General features: G+C 39.1%; 19 protein-coding genes and 1 other annotated feature. Of the genes, 9 read left to right on the top strand and 10 right to left on the bottom strand.

The genetic code is table 11. The features are described from left to right. Positions 1–16 precede the first annotated feature (16 nt). From PaeCFBP13512_RS00310 to PaeCFBP13512_RS00290, 5 genes are all read left to right on the top strand, one after another. Positions 17–889 (top strand): 3-hydroxyacyl-CoA dehydrogenase family protein, encoded by an 873-nt coding sequence (locus PaeCFBP13512_RS00310; RefSeq protein ID WP_069327955.1) that lies wholly within the window; start codon positions 17–19, stop codon positions 887–889. Next, positions 886–2085, top strand: a complete 1200-nt coding sequence (locus PaeCFBP13512_RS00305; protein WP_069327956.1) for an acetate kinase — start codon at positions 886–888, stop codon at positions 2083–2085. The genes PaeCFBP13512_RS00310 and PaeCFBP13512_RS00305 overlap by 4 nt, the downstream gene beginning before the upstream one ends. Before the next feature lie 218 nt (positions 2086–2303). Continuing rightward, complete coding sequence (asnS, locus tag PaeCFBP13512_RS00300; protein WP_137220616.1) at positions 2304–3599, top strand: asparagine--tRNA ligase; 1296 nt, start codon at positions 2304–2306, stop codon at positions 3597–3599. Positions 3600–3650: 51 nt separating this feature from the next. Then, positions 3651–4352 (top strand): DnaD domain-containing protein, encoded by a 702-nt coding sequence (locus tag PaeCFBP13512_RS00295; protein ID WP_137220615.1) that lies wholly within the window; start codon positions 3651–3653, stop codon positions 4350–4352. A gap of 1101 nt (positions 4353–5453) precedes the next feature. After that, positions 5454–5885 carry a LysM peptidoglycan-binding domain-containing protein gene (locus tag PaeCFBP13512_RS00290; RefSeq protein WP_241669238.1) on the top strand — a complete coding sequence of 144 codons (432 nt, stop codon included), beginning with the start codon at positions 5454–5456 and terminating at the stop codon, positions 5883–5885. Positions 5886–6350: 465 nt separating this feature from the next. Here PaeCFBP13512_RS00290 and mtnB read toward each other — a convergent pair whose 3' ends face one another. From mtnB to PaeCFBP13512_RS00255, 7 genes are all read right to left on the bottom strand, one after another. After that, positions 6351–6995 (bottom strand): methylthioribulose 1-phosphate dehydratase, encoded by a 645-nt coding sequence (gene mtnB, locus PaeCFBP13512_RS00285; protein WP_137220614.1) that lies wholly within the window; start codon positions 6993–6995, stop codon positions 6351–6353. Further along, entirely contained in the window at positions 6992–7669 is a 678-nt protein-coding gene (locus PaeCFBP13512_RS00280; protein WP_137220613.1) for a 2-hydroxy-3-keto-5-methylthiopentenyl-1-phosphate phosphatase, read from the bottom strand. Before PaeCFBP13512_RS00280 ends, mtnB begins: the two co-directional genes overlap by 4 nt. Further along, on the bottom strand, positions 7666–8880 hold the full coding sequence (locus PaeCFBP13512_RS00275) for a 2,3-diketo-5-methylthiopentyl-1-phosphate enolase (RefSeq protein ID WP_137220612.1): 1215 nt from the start codon (positions 8878–8880) through the stop codon (positions 7666–7668). Before PaeCFBP13512_RS00275 ends, PaeCFBP13512_RS00280 begins: the two co-directional genes overlap by 4 nt. Beyond that, entirely contained in the window at positions 8877–9749 is an 873-nt protein-coding gene (gene proC, locus PaeCFBP13512_RS00270) for a pyrroline-5-carboxylate reductase (protein WP_069327989.1), read from the bottom strand. Before proC ends, PaeCFBP13512_RS00275 begins: the two co-directional genes overlap by 4 nt. Before the next feature lie 109 nt (positions 9750–9858). After that, a complete protein-coding gene (locus PaeCFBP13512_RS00265; RefSeq protein ID WP_137220611.1) occupies positions 9859–11106 on the bottom strand; it encodes a glutamate-5-semialdehyde dehydrogenase in 1248 nt (415 codons plus the stop codon). A 47-nt stretch (positions 11107–11153) separates the two neighbouring features. Next, positions 11154–12290, bottom strand: coding sequence for a glutamate 5-kinase (gene proB / locus PaeCFBP13512_RS00260; RefSeq protein WP_342671965.1), 1137 nt, complete (start codon positions 12288–12290; stop codon positions 11154–11156). A 64-nt stretch (positions 12291–12354) separates the two neighbouring features. Further along, positions 12355–12580: a binding site (T-box leader), on the bottom strand. Positions 12581–12672: 92 nt separating this feature from the next. Continuing rightward, positions 12673–13893 (bottom strand): pyridoxal phosphate-dependent aminotransferase, encoded by a 1221-nt coding sequence (locus PaeCFBP13512_RS00255; RefSeq protein ID WP_137220609.1) that lies wholly within the window; start codon positions 13891–13893, stop codon positions 12673–12675. A 255-nt stretch (positions 13894–14148) separates the two neighbouring features. Between PaeCFBP13512_RS00255 and PaeCFBP13512_RS00250 the strand changes: the two genes are divergently transcribed. The 3 genes from PaeCFBP13512_RS00250 (at position 14149) to PaeCFBP13512_RS00240 (ending at position 16944) form a co-directional block, all read left to right on the top strand. Then, positions 14149–14964: a carbon-nitrogen family hydrolase gene (locus tag PaeCFBP13512_RS00250; RefSeq protein ID WP_137220608.1), complete on the top strand. Its 816-nt coding sequence runs from the start codon at positions 14149–14151 to the stop codon at positions 14962–14964. Positions 14965–15350: 386 nt separating this feature from the next. Further along, entirely contained in the window at positions 15351–16298 is a 948-nt protein-coding gene (locus tag PaeCFBP13512_RS00245) for a ring-cleaving dioxygenase (RefSeq protein WP_137220607.1), read from the top strand. 22 nt (positions 16299–16320) lie between these two features. After that, entirely contained in the window at positions 16321–16944 is a 624-nt protein-coding gene (locus PaeCFBP13512_RS00240) for an alpha/beta hydrolase (RefSeq protein WP_069327967.1), read from the top strand. A 166-nt stretch (positions 16945–17110) separates the two neighbouring features. Here PaeCFBP13512_RS00240 and PaeCFBP13512_RS00235 read toward each other — a convergent pair whose 3' ends face one another. Beyond that, positions 17111–17824, bottom strand: a complete 714-nt coding sequence (locus PaeCFBP13512_RS00235; protein WP_069327968.1) for a DsbA family oxidoreductase — start codon at positions 17822–17824, stop codon at positions 17111–17113. A gap of 179 nt (positions 17825–18003) precedes the next feature. Then, positions 18004–18375 (bottom strand): winged helix-turn-helix transcriptional regulator, encoded by a 372-nt coding sequence (locus PaeCFBP13512_RS00230; protein ID WP_069327969.1) that lies wholly within the window; start codon positions 18373–18375, stop codon positions 18004–18006. 116 nt (positions 18376–18491) lie between these two features. Here PaeCFBP13512_RS00230 and PaeCFBP13512_RS00225 point away from each other — a divergent pair, with 116 nt between their 5' ends. Next, the gene (locus PaeCFBP13512_RS00225; protein ID WP_069327970.1) at positions 18492–19019 is read left to right on the top strand and encodes an NAD(P)H-dependent oxidoreductase; all 528 of its coding nucleotides are present in this window, start codon (positions 18492–18494) and stop codon (positions 19017–19019) included. Between the two features lie 130 nt (positions 19020–19149). On the opposite strand, the gene PaeCFBP13512_RS00220 is transcribed toward PaeCFBP13512_RS00225, so the two are convergent. Beyond that, entirely contained in the window at positions 19150–20073 is a 924-nt protein-coding gene (locus PaeCFBP13512_RS00220) for a LysR family transcriptional regulator (protein WP_069327971.1), read from the bottom strand. Positions 20074–20238: the final 165 nt, after the last annotated feature.

Below are 20238 nucleotides of genomic sequence, written 5' to 3'. Positions count from 1 at the left end.
AGGGTGGAAAGAAACCATGAATTTTAAAAAAGTCGGCGTTATCGGCGGCGGTACAATGGGACAAGGTATTTCTGAAATGCTTGCTAAGAAGGGCATCGAGGTCTTACTTGTTGAGAAAACACAGGACAAGCTGAACCATGCTTGGGATATGATTGAGACGAGTCTAGACAAACAAATGGAGAAATGGGCATTAACTCATGCAGAGAAAAAATTGATTTTGTCCAAAATCGCTAAAGTGACTCATTTTGCAGATCTAAGTTCATGTGAATTGGTTATTGAGACCATCAGCGAAGATCCAGAAGCGAAAAAAGAAGTCTTTGCTCAATTGGATCAAGTATGTCCAAGCAACGTTATTCTGGCAAGTAATACATCTACACTGAGCTTAACAGAATTGGCTAGTTCTACAATGTACCCAGAACGCGTGATTGGGATGCACTTTATTTATCCAGTATCCAAAATTGATCTAGTGGAGATTATTCGTGGTCTTCGTACATCGGATCAAACGTTTGAAGTGACGAAGAACTTTATTGAGCAAACAGTAAACAAACGCGGAATAATGGTTTATGAATCTCCTGGATTTGTAACAAGCCGTATTATCTGTTTATTGATCAATGAAGCATTGCATGTACTTGAAGAAGGTGTAGCTTCTGCTGAAGATATCGATGATTCGATGCGCATTGGTTATCAATTCCAATATGGTCCGCTTGAAATGGCTGACCGTTTCGGATTAGATTCAGTCAATGCAGCACTTGAGCGTATGTTCCGTGAATATGGAGAGCTGAAGTACCGCCCGGCAATCATTTTGAAAAAAATGGTGCGTGCAGGTAGTCTTGGCGTGAAAACAGGCGAAGGATTCTTCAAGTATGACAAGGATGGTGACCGGATATGAAAGTACTCGTAATTAATGCAGGTAGTTCTTCTCTAAAATACCAACTGTATAACATGACAGACGAAAGTGTTCTAGCTAAAGGACGTGTAGAGCGAATTGGAATGGATTCTTCTATCCTTGTGCATGAGCCTACAGGCGGCGAAGAATACAATACAGTAAGCGAAATTCTAGATCATACGATTGCAATCCGTCGTGTACTAGAAAGCTTAACAGATGAAAAACATGGTGTTATGAAATCTGTAGATGAAATTGACGCTGTAGGACACCGTGTAGTACAAGGAGCAGAATCATTTAAAGAGTCTGTTCTTGTAGACAAAGATGTAAAAAAAGAAATTCGTCGCTTATTCGATCTAGCACCTCTTCATAACCCTGCACATATTATGGGGATTGAAGCTGTTGAATTGAATATGCCTGACGTACCACAGGTGGTTGTATTTGATACAGCATTCCACCAAACGATGCCTGAAAAAGCATATTTGTATGCTATTCCTAAAGTACTTTACAAAAAACACAAAGTGCGTCGTTACGGATTCCACGGCACTTCTCACTATTATGTAAGTCTTGCAGCAGCTGAATACCTCAAACGCCCGTTAAAAGAACTTAAAGTCATCACTTGCCATATTGGTAACGGTGGTAGCTTGACAGCAGTTAAAGATGGTATTTCTGTAGATACATCTATGGGCATGACACCGCTTGAAGGTTTAATCATGGGTACACGTAGTGGTGATTTGGATCCAGCGATCGTACCTTATGTCATGAACAAAGAAGAACTGAGTATTGGCGAAGTTAACTTTATGTTGAACAAACATAGTGGGCTGATGGCTATTTCAGGTTCAAGCAGTGATATGCGTGAGATTACAGATGCGATGGCAGAAGGCGATGCAAATTCAACACTTGCTTTTGAAATGTTTGAATATCGTTTGCGTAAATACATCGGTTCTTATGTAGCTGCTATGGACGGTGTAGATGTAATCGTCTTTACAGCAGGTATCGGTGAAAACTCTGCAATCGTTCGTGAAAAAGTATGCGAAAACTTAACGTATCTTGGTGTGAAATTAGATCCAGAATTGAACAAAATTCGTTCTGGTGACCCACGTCGCATTTCTACACCGGATTCTAAAGTAGAAGTATTGGTTGTTCCTACCAATGAAGAACTTGTGATTGCACGCGATACGTACAAGTTGATTCAAAAGTAAGAAAAACTACAGATTATAAACAAGCAGATGTTTATTGTATAATGATTTAAAATAGGTAAATGGATGTTATTCAAATGATTTAAATCATGTTAACATAAGAGATTCCCAGTAGAAATCAAAGCAAAGTCGTTTTTTGCTTTGATTTCTTGCTGAGAATGACCTTTTTCATATACCTATTTCATTGATATGGCTCAATAAACAAAAGGGAGAGTATATAAATGTCGACCAAAACCGTTATAAAAAAAGTAAATGAGCATGTTGAACAGACTGTCACGATTGGCGCATGGATCAACAATAAGCGCTCTAGCGGTAAAATCCAGTTTTTACAATTACGTGATGGTACAGGTTATATTCAAGGCGTTGTTGTAAAAAGCGAAGTATCTGAAGAATTGTGGAATGATGCTAAAAGCTTAACGCAAGAAAGTTCTTTGTATGTAACAGGAATCATTCGCGAAGAACCACGTAGTAAGTCTGGATATGAAATGACTGTTACAGGGATTGAAATTATCCATTTGACTGAAAACTATCCGATTACACCTAAAGAGCATGGTACAGATTTCTTGATGGATCATCGTCATCTATGGTTGCGTTCGAATAGACAGCGTGCTGTTATGGTGATTCGTGCAGAAATTATTCGTGCAGTACAAGAATTTTTCAACGACAATGGATTTACCAAAGTCGATCCGCCAATCTTAACTCCATCTGCGGCAGAAGATTCTACAGAATTGTTCCATATCAAATACTTTGATGAAGATGCTTATCTTACTCAAAGTGGACAGTTGTACATGGAAGCAGCAGCAATGGCATTGGGTAAAGTGTATTCATTTGGTCCTACATTCCGTGCAGAGAAATCCAAAACACGTCGTCACTTGATCGAGTTCTGGATGATTGAGCCTGAAATGGCATTTACAGATCATGAAGAAAGCTTGCGTGTACAAGAACAGTTTGTAGCTTATGTGGTACAATCTGTACTTAAAAATTGTCGTACTGAATTGGAAACGTTGGAGCGTGATATTTCTAAATTAGAAAATATTCAAGTGCCATTCCCACGTATTTCATATGATGAAGCGATTGAATTCTTAAAAGGTAAAGATTTTGATATTCCTTGGGGTAATGACTTTGGTGCGCCACATGAGACAGCGATTGCTGAAGCGTATGACAAGCCTGTATTTATTACCAACTATCCTAAAGATATCAAAGCTTTCTATATGAAACCTGATCCTGAACGTCCTGAAGTGGTATTGTGTGCGGATATGATTGCACCTGAAGGATATGGAGAGATTATTGGTGGATCACAACGTATTGACGATCCAGAGCTAATGAAGCAGCGTTTTGAAGAACATAACCTGACTGAAGAAGCTTATAAATGGTATCTTGATCTACGTACCTACGGAAGCGTACCGCATTCTGGCTTCGGTCTAGGTCTAGAGCGTACGGTAGCATGGATTTGTGGATTGGATCATGTCCGTGAAACCATTGCATTCCCACGTATGTTGTACCGTCTGTACCCTTAGTCTCTGCGTAGGATGATGTCTAATCGTAGAGCAATAGAAAGGGTGAATCACATGGGCGGAGAACAATGGAAGTCCTGGTCTAAAGGTGCTGCCTTTGCTTTGGGCTTGCAGACGGCGAATGTGCCTTATGCATTGCTCAAATATTATCAGGCATTAGATCTGGATGATGCGGAAGCAATGTTGCTCATTCAAATTCTATCTTTTCGACAAGTTGAAAATAATGAATTCCCGACACTTGAAGAACTACAATGGAGAACAGGAGCAGATGCTTCTCTGATCGCTACTCGTATCCAGAAGTTAATGAAGTCAGGGTTTGTATTAATTGAAGATGAAGAAGACCCGTTAACAGGCATTCGCTATGAGCGCTATGATCTAAGCGGATTGTATGAGAAACTGGGTACTGTACTGGCTACAGAGCAGCAGGATATGATTGATTCTTCAGACGTCTTACCTGAACCTGTCAAACCGATGTCCAAAGCAGATAAGCAAGCAGAGAATGAGCGCAACCTTTTTATTATTTTTGAAAAAGAATTTGCTCGTCCGTTATCTCCAATGGAATGCGAAACGATCTCCAGTTGGATCGATCAGGATCGGTATGCTGAAGAATTGATTTTAATGGCGCTCAAAGAAGCTGTATTTGCAGGTAAGCTTCATTTTAGATACATTGATCGTATTTTACTGGAATGGAATCGTAACCGTGTACGTACAGTAGAAGACGCTAGAGCACACACACAGAAATTCCGTCAACGATAAGTTAGTAGGATCTGTTTCATGGCTATTAATAAATAAAGTGTAAAAAACAAAAGGCTGTTTCCTCGATAATATTTGGGGAAACAGTCTTTTTTGTGTTAGATCTATTTATCTAATGTATAGAGAGATCAAATATAGAAATTTATGAAATAGAAGAAGAGCAGATTTGTGCTCATTTGGATAGATAAAAAGACTACATATTTTAGAAAATATTTGGAGAATCTATATGAACAAAATAGACTCAAAAAGGTAAAAAAAAAGATTTTCTAAAAACTTTTTAAATATTTTTTTATGCTCAAAATCTTCTTTTTTGGAGTCATTTTGATATAAATCTAAGGAGGATCTAACAGAAAATATTTAAGATTATTTATTCAATAAAAAGCATGAATATACATTATCCTATATTTGGAAAAAGGAGTTTGTCTGTAATAAAAGAAGATCAAAAATTATAGCTAGCTAGTTAGGTGTGAGGTATATATAACATGAAGAGTGATGTAGTAGATTGATCGCTAGTATAAATGGTAAAAGAGAAATGTAAAAATAAAAACAACTGATTACAGAGTAACCAAGGGATTTACATAGGATAGCAAACCTAAAAAGGATATTTTTCAAGTGAAATGCAAGAATATAGAGAGGAATTTATAACTTCAAAAGTATTTATATGATAATATTTTTATATAAAAACGCTTGATATGTCAATTAATATAACATCATTACTGAAATGTGTACAGAATATGTACAAAAAAGAAGCAAATCAGAAATGTAAACGGAATGTGAAAAAATATACAGTAAATATTAAAATGGTAAAAAGTTTATGAAAAATGTAAGCGCTAAACTAATTAGGTATGTTTCTATTATGTAGTTACATTTAATTTTGCAAAATATAATAAAAATCATTTCAGTAGGGTTGCAATTTATTTGAAATAGGAGTAAAGTTACTTTTGCCCTGATAAACAAGTACTGAATACTTACAAATACATGACTACTATCTCATAATTATTCATAAGAAGCTAAAGTGGTTAGCGTATAGAGTGATCTAAAATCAACACAAACACGTAACACATAGTAATACAAAATAAAACATTCAATTAGGAGAGATACAAAATGATGAACAGCAAAATTCAAAAAGTATTATTGTCTACAGTAGTAGCAGCAAGTTTGGGAGCAGTATCCGTAGTAGCACCTTTGGGAGCACACCAAGTATCTGCTGCAACTAACGATTCTAACCATGAGAAAAACAAAGACAAAGCAGAAAAACGTGCTGACAACGCTGCTTACCAAGCTGCTGTATCTGCACAAGTAAATGCAATGTTCGGTTCTTCTAACGAAACAACAACTGCTCCAGAACAAGAAAAAACAGATGCCGCTAAGACACCTGCTACTGAAGCACAAGCTAAAACAAATGTAACTGTAGTTGTTCCACAAGGTGCTAGCCTTACTGAAATCGCTGCTCAATATGGTGTAACTGTAGATGAGTTGATTGCTGCTAACAATCTTCTTCCAGCTGGATACCAATTGACTATTCCGCAAAAATAAGATTTATCCATCTGATCGGCCAAGAGCATAGGATAGAAAAATACCAATAAAGATATACATGAAGCCATCTACTGCCATAGATGGTTTCTATTATGGTATTTCTTATACGAAATGCAACATATTCAAGTGAAGCAATGCAGATCAATTCGTTCATCTGTACGCTTGTTGTTAATTTATAATCAGTATACGGGTATTTGTGATGAAGGGCAACAACAAATTGTGTTTTACATACAAAAAAAGCTGACATTAACCATAATGTCAGCTTTTTTGTACGTTTTTTTCAAATATTTCCAAAATGATAACGCTTCATTTAAGAAAAATGACCCTAATATTGATTTTTATATCTTCAAACACGAACGGATTACATGTAAGAGAGAGATTAATTTCGTCTATAAGAGTAAATCATCTAATCCTATAGACGAAATCATCACTTCATCGATCTTTTAAAAGGCACAGAGACTCTTTTTATTTTCTTAGTAGCAAATCACGATAGATGTACTCAAAAATAAACTCAAATGCTTCTAGATGGCGTTTGGCTTCAAATGCGTTTTGACCCCAAGCATAGATACCATGTCCACGTAACAGAATACCTGGAATCGATTGATTCAAAACACCCGATACCAATTCAGCAATTTTAGGAATTTCAGCATAGTTAGGAAGAACAGGGATCGTAATCGCAGCATTTTCTTCCCAGATATTGAATGCTTTTATTAATTCTAATCCTTGAATCGGCACTTCACCTTGTTCACCAAAATATTCGCTTACTAGATTATTGAATACGGTGTGTACATGGAATACGGCACCACAACCGGTTTCACGATAGATTTCGCAATGAATTAATGTCTCTGCACTAGGCTTCAGCCCGGTAGTCTCACAAGGACGACCATCTTGATCTACAAATAAGAAATCAGACGGTGTGCTTACTGATTTGTCTTTACCACTTGCTGTAATGGCAAAATGGAAGTTCTCAGGCATGTAGTCGCCTACACGAAGCGATAAGTTACCGCTTGTACCTGGAAACCAATGTCTTGCAGCGAATTGCTCTTTGATGCCACTTAGCTCTTGTAATGCCGCTTGCTTATGCTCTAAAGGAATATTAACAAAACTCATGAATGTATCGCTCCTATTCGTTGTCCAAAATCTGAAATAATATCATGGAAAGTATGGAAAGGTACATGATCAACCCCTAGTTCTACACATTTGTCTGTTAAGACAGAGCGTGAGTAGACCAGATCAGCAATCTTAGCTCCTTCAAAATCAGTTAAGCTATCTCCAATAAGGATACGCTCATATTGATCCGGTGAAAATTGACGCATAACCGTCGTTTTACACATTCCGCAATCATTTTGACAATGTTCATCACAAGGATGAGTCCATACAATCTCAATATGTTCACCACTAAAATCAGCACCGTTACAGAAAATATGATCTTCTGCAATATCAAAAGGAGCTAATAATGGTTTTAAGAAAAAGTCGATTCCACCGCTGGTCACATAAAAAGGAATTTGGTGGCGATGAACTAAAGCTAGAAAATCGCTAAATCCTTCACGAATACCGGCTGTATTCATCACATAATCCACAATTTCTTGCTTTTGTGAAGAAGGCAGTAGTGCAAACATTTTACCTACACCATCACGAATCGAACGTTGACCTCCGACGACTTCATTCATAATCTTTTCATATCCAGGAGGAGAGAAATGTTTCATAATCGCAACAATATTGTCGGAATTGGTAATCGTACCATCAAAATCACAAAAAATAATCGGTTGTTTACTTACACTCATCGTTCTCCACCCCAAAGTTCTAATGCTTGTCTAAGTTCTTGATGTCCTTGAGCGGCATGATCAGCAAGTGAAGTACCTGCCAAGGCAGCATCTATAGCTTGTTGGAAAGCTCTACCACCCGCGCTAGCACCTTCGGGATGACCGTGAATACCGCCACCAGCATTAATAATTACCTGATGACCAAAGTCTTTCAGAATCAACGGTACAAGCCCTGGATGAATACCAGCCGAAGGTACAGGGAAGCTATGCTGGAAAGGCAAGGCTGGGGATACCAGTTGCTCCCGAATTGCCATATTTTCTGCTTTGGGCATAACTACTGAGCCATAAGGAGAAGGGAATAGTACAAGATCAGCACCCGCAATACGCATCAATTGACCCAGTAACACCGAAGCCGAAATCCCATAATAAGGCGATGGGTAATAAGCACCTGCAAGCGATGGATGTGCCATAATTGGAATATTGATCTCAGGATCGCGTGCCAGTTCATGAAGCACATCGTATCCATAAGCTAATACATTAAGAAGTAGAGCATTGGCTCCTGAATCGATTGCTTTTTTGGCTTGTTCTTTTAATTTAAAAGTATGACCGGTTAGATTAGCAGCATACAGTACTTTTTTGCCTGTTTGTGCTTGTACATCATCGGCAGCTTTACGGCAAGCAGCCACACGTTTTTCGATCGGTGTTAATTCATTTTCAAATAAAATTTCATCGTCTTTAATTAGATCCACGCCACCTAGAGCTTGTGCTGTAAATTGACGTGTTAATTCATCCAGATCATGACCGATCACTGATTTGAAAATACTCATTAATAACGGACGTTCAGGAATACCTAGAATATCACGTACACCTTGGATGCCAAATTTAGGGCCCGTAAAAGCACTTAAAAACGTATCTGAGAATTGTAAGTTGGTTAATTTGATCTGACCATCCATCGAAATTTTACCAAATACCGTAATCAATAATGCAGGAATATCGGAACTGAAGTTAGCATCAGGGTAAGCGATCTGAATATCCGCATAACGCTCACCTTGTTCGGATTCATTCACCTCAACAGAAATGACTTCACCTAGATGTTTTTTCATAGATTCTTGCTTGGCGGCAGGTAATTCGGTCCAGCTACCGACCGTCATCCCAATTGCAATTGAAGAAGCTTTTTTATGAAAATCAGCTTGGCTATCATAACAACGATAAGAAGCTATACAATAACTCATGAATTGTCCTCCTTGAGTGCAGCACCCATCTCACGAGAACGTTCTGCACAGCGTTCTACACCACGTACAATCGTGTCTTGCATATGTGCATCTTCAAATACTTTAATCGCCGCTGCGGTTGATCCATTAGGAGAAGTAACTTTGGCACGCAGAGCAGCAGGTTCTTCACCGGTTTGTTGTACCATATGAGAAGCACCGATCACGGTCTGAATCGTAAGTTCACGTGCTTGCTCAGCAGATAATCCTCCTTCGATCCCTGCACGAATCATCGATTCCATTACATAATAAATATAAGCAGGGCCACTTCCTGAAATACCCGTCAACGTTTCCATTTGAGATTCTTCGATCTCGGTTACCGTACCGACAGCTTCAAATAGATGATGAACTAATTGACGTTGTTCCAGACTCACTTCTTCCGAAAAGACTAGACCTGTGGCTCCAAGTCCGATACTACTTGAAGTATTGGGCATGGTACGTGCTACAGGTTGCTTGCGACCGAGTAAGTGCTGAATCGTACCTACTTCCAAACCTGCAATCACAGAAACAATCAACTGATCTTCTGTCAAAGTAGGTCCTAACTGACGAAGTGCATGAGCTGCATCGACAGGTTTCATCGCTAGTACAATCACTTTGGCTTGTTGCAAAGCGGCTGTACGTGTCGATTCTTCTCCAGCGACAGCAACACCGTAACGTTGTACTAAATAATCTAAACGTTCCTTATTTCCACGGTTTAGCATTGTTACGTGAGCAGGAACCACAACAGCTCGATTCACTAACCCTCGTAAAATTGCTTCTGCCATAGATCCTGATCCATAAAAACAAAGAGGTTCTGTTATTAACGTTTGTAAAGATTGAGGGTGACTCATCATTTTCATCCTTTCAAGCACTTGGTATTACAAGCGCTACATCTTCTAGTTAAATCAAATATGATTTTTGCAGAGCAAAATATCTTTTATGAACCTATGATTCATATTTATATTATTGACGAATTTGACCATTTCCGTAAATACGATATTTGGTCGAAGTGAGTGCAGGTAATCCCATAGGGCCGCGTGCATGTAGTTTCTGTGTACTGATGCCAATTTCAGCCCCGAATCCGAATTCGAATCCATCAGTAAAACGAGTAGAAGCATTGTGGTACACAGCAGCGGCATCGACTTCTTGCATAAAGCGTTTGGCATTATTCTCATCAGCGGTAACGATACATTCCGAGTGCATCGTGCCATAAGTCGCAATATGTTGCAATGCTTCATCCATATTAGCTACAATTTTGATATTCAAAATATAGTCATTATATTCGGTAGCATAATCTTGTTCAGTCACTTCTTTTGCCCATGGAATCAATTGACGTGTTCCTGCGCAACCTCGAATTTCTACCTGATCCTCACGTAAAGCTTCAGCAAGCGCGATAAAAGCAGTCTGGTCATAGTCTGTATGCACTAATAGTGTTTCCATCGAGTTACAGACGGAAGGACGCTGTACTTTAGCATTGATCGCTATGTCTAATGCCATCTGATGATCTGCTGTAGCATCAAAAAAGGTATGGCAGATGCCTGCTCCGGTTTCAATTACAGGAACAGTCGAATTTTGAACCACATTTTGGATTAAAGAATGACCACCACGTGGAATAATAACATCGATAATACCATTCAGCTTCATCATTTCATTGACAGAAGCACGATCTGCATCTTCGATCAGTTGTAAGGCATCACGTGGAATAGCAGATTGTTCAAGCGCTTGATGAAGCACTTCAACCATTTTACGATTAGAAGAAAGGGCAGCAGAACCACCACGTAGAACAACAGCATTACCTGTTTTGAGAGATAATCCTGCCGCATCGACAGTGACATTTGGACGAGCTTCATAGATAATTCCGATCACTCCAATAGGGACACGAAGCTTCTCGATAATCAATCCATTAGGACGTTCTAACGTTTCCAAAAGATCACCTACAGGATCATCCAGATCAGCGATTTGACGTAGAGCAGAAGCTATTCCTTCAATCCGTACGCTATCCAGACGTAGGCGGTCTAACATCGATTCCGATGTTCCTTGTGCCCGTCCACGTTCTAAATCTTCGATATTGGCTGTAATAATCTCATCTGTATGAGAGATGAGCGCTTTGGCCATGATCAATAACGCTTCATTTTTGTCATCAGTAGATAATGCACCTAGTCTAGTCGAAGCTTGTTTGGCAAGAGTGGACTTGTGTAATACTTCACTCATAATAAAAAACCTCCTCTATCCTAATAAGTTAAAGTATAAATCAAAGATTATAATGAAACCCATTCATCCCGATGGACAGCTTCTAAGCGGTGGATATCTTCAATACCTAATCGCTTCGATACCTCAGAGCTAGGTAGACCACAGATTAATTGTAATTGATCATGATCATAATTGACGATACCCCGCCCCAGTACTTCACGCTGAAGATTCACCACTTCAATCACATCTCCGGCATGAAATTGACCTTCCACTTGCTTAATCCCAACAGGTAATAGACTACGATATTCACGAGTCAATGCTTGAGCTGCACCATCATCAACAATAAGGGTGCCCAGTGGAGTCGATAAGAAGCCAAGCCATTGCTTTTTAATCGAAAGTGCAGAGACATGCGTCGCAAAATACGTTCCTTTACCATGATGATCAATCGCTGCTTTGAGATCACCGACTTCACGTACACGACCAACAAATACAGGTACACCGCCACGAGTGGCTATTTTGGCGGCATCAATCTTCGAACGCATACCACCTGTACCTACCGCAGAACCCGAACCTCCAGCAACCGCATAGATTTCATCGGTAATCTCATCAATGCGATCATATCGCTTAGCCGTTGGATCATGACGGGGATCAGCATTATACAATCCTTCCATGTCCGTTAGAATAATCAATTGCGAAGCACGTGCTAGATTAGCAACCAGCGCAGATAATGTATCATTATCACCGAATTTCAATTCATCGACAGATACCGTATCATTTTCATTGAAAATAGGAATAACCCCTTGCTTCAGCAATTCTTCAATAGTCATGGTTGCATTGCCTGTTCGTTTCCGATTGTTAAAATCACTGCGGGTTAATAATACCTGTCCACTAACTATGCCATGACGTGCAAAAGCTTGTTGATAATCACGCATCAGCAGGGCTTGACCGACCGAAGCGGCGGCTTGCTTTTCATGTAATAACTTGGGACGTGAAGGATAGCCTATTTCTCTAAATCCTGCGGCAACAGCTCCCGAGGTGACCAAAAGCACAGAGTACCCTGCACGCTGTAACGAGGCGATCTCATCTGCAAAAAAATCAACAGCTTGATGATCAAGTCCTCCTTGTGGTCCGGTTAGCGAGCTGCTCCCAATCTTGACAACAATACGCTGATTTGACAATATGTTCACTCCTTTATAACTGCCTATCCATTTCTATATTTAGTTAGAATATAAACAAAAAAGACTTTCATCCTCTACATCAACATACAATGCAAAGGACGAAAGTCTGAGCTCCCGCGGTACCACCTTTATTGACAGAATCTATCGTTCTGTCCGACTTAAATATCCAAGATAACGGTAGGTATCCGTTTAGCGTTATAGGCGCTAAAAGTTCGGGGGTAGGTTCGGTAAGAGCTGGTGGCGAATCCTTTCAGCCGCTGGGATTCACTCTCTATACACACCGCAGGTTTACGTACTGTTCCCGTCATCACAATCATTCGTATCCATAGCGTATCCATGAAGCTTACGCTAACTGTTTGTTGCAAACTAGAATAGCATGATCAAGCGCTTTTGCCAAGCACCGCATCACTTACTTGAATAATCCTAGCTTACCAATACGGCGTACCGCTTCTTGCAACCGTTCTTCAGAAGTGAGTAGACCGATACGTACATATCCTTCACCTTTGGTTCCGAAGCCAACTCCTGGTGCTACAGCGACATGTGCTTTTTCCAGCAATAAAGTGGCAAATTCTTCTGAACCCATGCCGTTAGGTGTAGGCAACCAGGCAAAGAAAGAACCTTTAGGCGCTTGAGCTTCCCAACCGATTTTTTCCAATTCAGCAAAAAAAGCATTTCGGCGAGATTCATAGGTAGCTACCAGATCAGTCACACATTGTTGTGACTCTGTTAAAGCTTTGGCTGCCGCTGCTTGAATACCTCCAAACAAACTCACATACACATGATCTTGCATTAAGTTGATCAGACGAATGATTTCTTTATTTCCTAGAGCAAAAGCAACACGCCAGCCAGCCATATTATACGTTTTGGATAACGTATAGAACTCAACGCCGACTTCTTTGGCACCCGGAATCTGTAAAAAGCTCACCGGTTGTTCTCCGTCAAATCCTATCGCTCCATAAGCAAAATCGCTAGCAACAACAATATTATGCTTAGCTGCAAATTGTACTGTTTCTTCATAGAAAGAGTAAGGAGCTGTCGCCGATGTAGGATTGTTCGGATAATTTAGAAACATCAACTTGGCTTTATCTAATATTTCGGGTGCAATTGCATTATAATCCGGTAAGTATTTATTTTCTTCTGTCAAAGGCATAAAGGACATCTCTGCACCAGATAGTGCAACACCAGACCAGTAATCAGGATACCCCGGATCAGGAACAAGACATATATCCCCTTGTTCAAGCATAATTTGGCTAATTTCGATCAGACCTGTTTTGCCACCGAATAAAATAGCAACTTCCGTCTCAGGATCAAGATCGACATTATAATCTTCTTTATAACGTTGTGCCGCCGCTTCTTTGAGAAAAGAATAACCGGAAAAAGGCGAGTACTTATGATATTGTGGATTTCCAGCGGCTTCACGCAATTCTTCTACAATATGCGGAGGGGTTGGTTGATCAGGATTTCCTTGCCCCAAGTTAATAACATCATGCCCTGCGGCAACCTGACGATTAACATTTTGAACAAGCTTGGCAAAAAATTGTTCAGGCAGTTGATTCATGACACTGGCAGGTTGTATTGATATACTTGGTAATTCATTTGTATTTGAGTTTGAGTTTGAAGAAGTAGTCATCGTTATCACTCCGTATCCGCTAAATTCATGGTATGATTGTTAAAATTTAAAAAAACCTCAAGTGTTCCTAATCTATCATGATTTTTCCGATCAGTATACAGGAGATTTAAGGGAATCGAAAGTCAGAAGGGTTCGTTGCCCATTCTATATTACTGATTCTATATAGAGGATATCCAAAATAATAAACTCATGCTACATTAAAACTAGCTTAGATTCAGCTAGCTACTCAAGCTGTGATAAAGGGGATTATAACCAATGAATAAGACACGTCAATTACATATTGCTTTGATTCAAATGGATATTGAGCTTGCGAATCCTACAGTTAATCAACAACGTGCTGAACAATGGATTACACAAGCAATGAGTGCGGCGCCAAGACCCGATGTAATCGTACTTCCTGAAATGTGGAATACCGGTTACGCTCTCGATCGCTTAGAAGGATTAGCTGAACGTGAAAATGGCAAGCTGACCGCATGGATGAGTCAAATCGCTAAGCAACATCAGATTGTACTGGTAGGAGGTTCGATATCAGAACAACGGGAGAGCGGTTTTTATAATACATTATATGTGTATGGAGCAGATGGCGAGCGTACTGCCAAATACGATAAAATTCATTTGTTCAAATTGATGAACGAAGAGAAATTTATGCAACCGGGTGAGGAGAAAGCATTATTTCCTCTACATGATGTGACGGCTTCCGCTTCGATTTGTTATGATCTTCGCTTTCCCGAGTTAGCACGCAGTCTAGCTCTAGCCGGTGCACAAATCTGGTTCGTGCCTGCGGAATGGCCTCATCCACGTATGCATCATTGGCGTACACTACTGACTGCACGTGCGATTGAGAATCAAATGTATGTCGTGGCTTGCAATCGAGTCGGACGGGACGAGAAAAGTGAATTTTTCGGACATTCGATGATTATTGATCCTTGGGGTGAAGTATTAGCTGAAGGCGATGAAGTAGAAGGAATCATTAGTGCGACGATAGATCTTGATCTAGCAGATGAAGTACGTGGACGTATTCCTGTATTTGCAGATCGCCGTCCTGAATTATATATTCATGAACAAAAGTAACACAGCATACGAGGTAACACATAGATTCTACACAAGCGGAAATAATACAGCATATATCGTATGCTATTATTTCCGCTTTTTTTATGCTGTCATTTAGAAAGAGTAAATGAGCATACAAATGAACGATCTCGCACAGAAGAAGAAAACAATCCTAATTTAAATCTTTTAACTTACTAAAAGTTAGTTAGTTCGGTGTTCAGCAACATTCTTCCCTAAAGGTCTTTTGTTATTGTGCAAACTGTTTATAATAAAGATATACAACACGAGCTTACAACGTAGACATTTGTATACGTAATTAGTTTAATTTAAAGATATTTCAAATAAGGTCATTCAAAAATCATTTAAAATCAAAATTAAAAAAATGAATTAACAAAAAGGAGATTATTATGACACTTCGCACAGCAGGTATTCACCACATCACTTCTTTCGTATCTGATCCACAACGTAATGTTGATTTCTATGCAGGCGTACTTGGATTGCATATGGTTAAAAAAACAATTAACTTTGATGCACCCGATGTATATCATTTGTACTTTGGAGATGCTGGTGGTAGTCCAGGAACGATCGTTACCTTTTTCCCACAACCAGGTGCACGTAAAGGAGCCGTTGGAGCAGGTCAATTGGGAATTACAGTATTTGCTGTTCCAACAGGATCACTTGATTTCTGGAAAGAGCGCTTAACTCGATTAGGCATTCGCTTTGAACCGGTTCAACGTTTTGGCGAACAATTATTACGATTTGAAGATCATGATGGTCTACGGATCGAATTGGTAGAACGTGAGGGCGGCGCACAGAGTACATGGGAATGGGACGGGATTACGGCTGCCCAAGCAATCAAAGGATTCGGTGGTGGTGTATTATTTAGCGCAGCACCAGCTAAAACGTTGCATACGGTAGAGCATATATTGGGATTAACCAAAATTGCGGAAGAAGATGGATATGTTCGTTTTCAAGCCGATGGAGAGATTGGTAATATTATTGATGTCAATTCTCGCGAATTACCAAGAGGGATTGCTGGAGCAGGAACCGTTCATCATATCGCATGGCGTGCGGCTGACTTTGCAGAGCATGAACTATGGCGTGAACAAGTACAAGCAGGAGGATTCCAACCTACACCAGTGATTGATCGTCAATATTTCAATGCAGTCTACTTCCGTGAAGAAGGTGGAATCTTATTTGAAATTGCTACAGATCCTCCAGGATTCGCTAATGACGAACCAGCTGATCAATTAGGACAAAAATTAATGTTACCTGAATGGTATGAACCACAACGTGAATTGATCGAAAACAATCTATTACCGATCGAAGTTCGTAAAGTATCAGCTCAATCATAAATAAAGAATGGAGGAATAGAAAATGACACTGACTTTAAAGCATATTTTTAAACAAGGAAGCGATCCTTCACAACCGTTACTCTTATTGTTACATGGTACAGGTGGAACAGAAAATGATTTAATTCCTTTAGCGCAACGTCTTGCACCAACAGCTTCGATATTGGGTGTGCGTGGAGCTGTTTTGGAAAATGGAATGCCACGCTTTTTCCGTCGCTTGGCAGAAGGAGTATTCGATGAGCCTGATTTGATTGCTCGTACGCATGAATTGAATACGTTTTTGGATGAAGCCGCAGTCGAGTATGGATTTGATCGTCGCAATATTGTAGCTGTAGGATATTCCAATGGTGCTAATATTGCAGCAAGCTTACTTTTCCATGATAATCAATCGTTAAAAGGAGCTGTTCTGCATCATGCGATGGTTCCACTTCGCAGTGTAACCGTGCCTGATCTTTCAGGTATTCCGATCTTTATGGGTTCAGGTACCAATGATCCGATTATTCCTCGCGCAGAAACAGAAGAATTAGCGAAGTATTTTGTAGATGCACAGGCAAATTTACATTTGCATTGGGAAAATTACGGACACCAATTAACTGCAACCGAAGTGGAAGCAGCGGTACAATGGTATAATCAACAGTTCGTATCCTAAAAGTTCACCATGAATTTCAAAAAAAGGTTAAAAAAACGCTTCTGCTGTAGTAAACGTAAACTCCTAGATAGGTTAGGCTTATCTCAAGGATTGTACGTTAATACATAACAGAAGCGTTTTTTGATGACCGATTATTATGAAATAAAGATGTTACTACGAATATAGCTTACGATTTTTGGTCCGGTACGATACATGAACCATCTACACATACATCGCCTTCAGTGCTATTGATCATTTGTAATGGATGATCTTCTGCCCATACATCTTGCAATGTATTTAGGAAGACTTCTGTCGGTTGTGCTCCAGAGATACCATATTTGTTATTAACAACAAAGAAAGGAACTCCAGTTACACCTAATTGATTCGCTTGTTGTTCATCTTGACGAACTTCTTTGCCCAATTGTTCGCTGTTCAAAAAGGTCTGTGTCTCGGTGCGATCCAAGCCTACACGTTCAGCGATATCAAGTAATGTATCATGATCTCCAATATGCAATGAATCTGTAAAATAAGCACGGAATAAAGCTTCGTTCATTTCTGCTTCTTTACCCTGTTTAGCGGCAAATTTGAGTAGACGATGCGCATCAAAGCTGTTGGTTAATACCATCGTATCAAATTGGAAATCCAAACCTTCATTTTTGGCTTGTTGCCATAAGTTAGCGCTATTTTGCTTCACTTGCTCTAACGTTAAGCCATATTTGTTCATTAACATTTCGTACATATTCATTGGAATATCTTTAGCAGCATTCGGGTCCAACTCAAAGCTACGGAAACTAACTTCTACTTCGTCCCGATTCGGAAATTGTTCTAATGCTTTATTAAGACGTGCTTTGCCGATATAACAAAATGGACACTGATAATCTGACCAAACTTCAATTTTCATAGGTATAATCCTCCAGTAAAATAAATAGAATGCACATTGATAAATATAAATAAAACGATCTATAAGGTGTAATCATGTTAGTTGCACTATCTCCAGTATAAACGCAATCCATTGTTATTAATAGTATTTTTATTACTTTTTGTAATTAAGATATGATTACTATTGTTTTTGCTGTTTTTTTATAGTGGATTGGATTCTAATACATCCTGCTCTAACTGATTTTGTTCGCCCCAATCACACATCATATCCAAAATAGGTATCAAAGATTGTCCACGTGCAGATAAACGGTATTCTACTTTAGGTGGTACTTGTGGATATTCCGTACGGATGATTAGCTGATCTTGTTCTAATTCTTTTAGTGTAACACTTAACGTTTTGAAAGAAATCGTCCCAATCGAGCGCTTGAGTTCATTATAGCGCATCACTTTATTTTCGCCGGCTAACCAGTACATCACGATCATTTTATATTTCCCACCTACCAGTGAGAGGGTGTAGCCAAATCCTGTATCTTTAAGATCAACGCCTGTCAGACTATAGTTACCGATATGCATAACATACTCTCCTTTAGGTTAGTATCTAACATTAAAGTGCGTACTTTTTTTAAAATGTAATTCACCATACAATGATTGAAGCAACACAAATACGCGTCATCATGATGGAGGTTTATATGAAAACATTAGTTATTGTAACGCATCCTCATATGGAGGATTCTGTGATTAATAAACGTTGGGTCAAAGAATTGGAACAGTATCCAGATCAATTTACTATCCATGAATTGTATAAAGTCTATCCTGACGAAAAAATAAATGTGGAGCAAGAACAAGCACTAGTTGAAGCCCATGATCACATTGTTTTTCAATTTCCATTATACTGGTTTAATTCGCCGCCACTTTTGAAAAAATGGTTGGATGAAGTATTATTATATGGTTGGGCATACGGTTCAACAGGTAAAGTATTTACTGATCGTAAAGTCGCTATTGCAGTAACTGTAGGCGTAAGTGAAGCTGATTATCAACCCGAAGGAAAATATCGTTATACGTTAGAACAAATATTACTTCCTTTTGAAATGACATTCGATTATATTCATGCTTCGTATCAAGGCTTTACCGCTTTCTATAGTGCAGAGCACGAATCTACTCCTGTACGTATTGAAGAAAGTATTTCAGGATATATTGATTTTCTGCAAAATCTTTAAAAGAAGAATCTTTTTCGTTAAGAAGATGATTTTCGATGATAAAGTATTTTACGATTCATCAAGTGCTAGTCTTTGTATAAAAATTCAAATGCAGAAATATGGAGAGACAGTTCATGTCTTCTCCTTATTTTTATTGTTCAGGATTCACTACATTGATCATTGTTTCTTTAAAAGTCTGCACAAAAGCTTCAGCGGCTTTGGAAAGGTAGCGTCCTTTGCGACGTGCAATGACCAGAGTACGGCTTGGAATCGGCTCGGCTAAAGGTAAATAAATCGGTAAAAACTCGCCACGTCGTGCTCGTGCAATATAATGAGGAACAAAAGTAACACCCATTCCAGTAGCGACTAAAGATTGGATCGTCTCAATATTATTACTTTCAAATACCACTTGTGGTTCAAATCCTGCTTCTTTACAGACATCGAATACAATTTTGCGGAATCCTTGTCCTTTTTTAAGTACGATAAATGGTTCATGTTCTAATTCTTTTAATTGTACAGGCCGATGATCACCATTCGCAAAGCGTTGAGCTAAAGGATGGTTAGGGGGTACAGCTAGGTCGATCAATTCATCGCCAACGGGTTCATAAGTCAGTGAAGGTTCTGTCAGTGGAAGAGCCAGTAGACTCAAATCAGTTTTACCACTTGCAGTTAACTTTTCCAGATTCAGCGAAGTATCTTCTATTAAGATAACTTCAATCTGCGGATAAGCAGCACGGAAAGCAGGTAATACATGAGGGAGTAAATGTGAACCGGTAATCTGCATACTACCAACCACAACACGTCCACTTTGTAATTGCGAAATATCTGCCATTTCTTGACGTAACTGTTCCACCGCATCAATAATCTTCTGCGCTTGTTCTACAAAATTAGCACCTGCATGAGTTAATTCTACAGTACTGGTATTCCGCTGGAACAAAAGCACCCCTAATTCTTTTTCTAATTTGGATAATTGCTGACTAAGTGAAGGTTGAGCAATATGTAATTTCTCGGCTGCACGTGAAAAGTTACGTTCAGCGGCTATTTGTAACGCATATTGCAATTGTCTAAGTTCCATGTTCAGTTGCTCCTTCGTACATCTATTGTTTTTATACATCTATTTTAATAAAAGTTCACTTATAAGTATAGCCTATAACTTCTATAGTTATTATATCTTGGAACAATATAGCACTGGATGTTATATTAGATTCAATATAAAGCGGTGCTTCATTCTCAGGTCCAA

The sequence above is a fragment of the Paenibacillus sp. CFBP13512 genome (assembly GCF_005233705.1).
GTDB lineage: Bacteria > Bacillota > Bacilli > Paenibacillales > Paenibacillaceae > Saccharibacillus > Saccharibacillus nuruki.
This window is presented reverse-complemented; position numbering and strand designations above follow the sequence as displayed.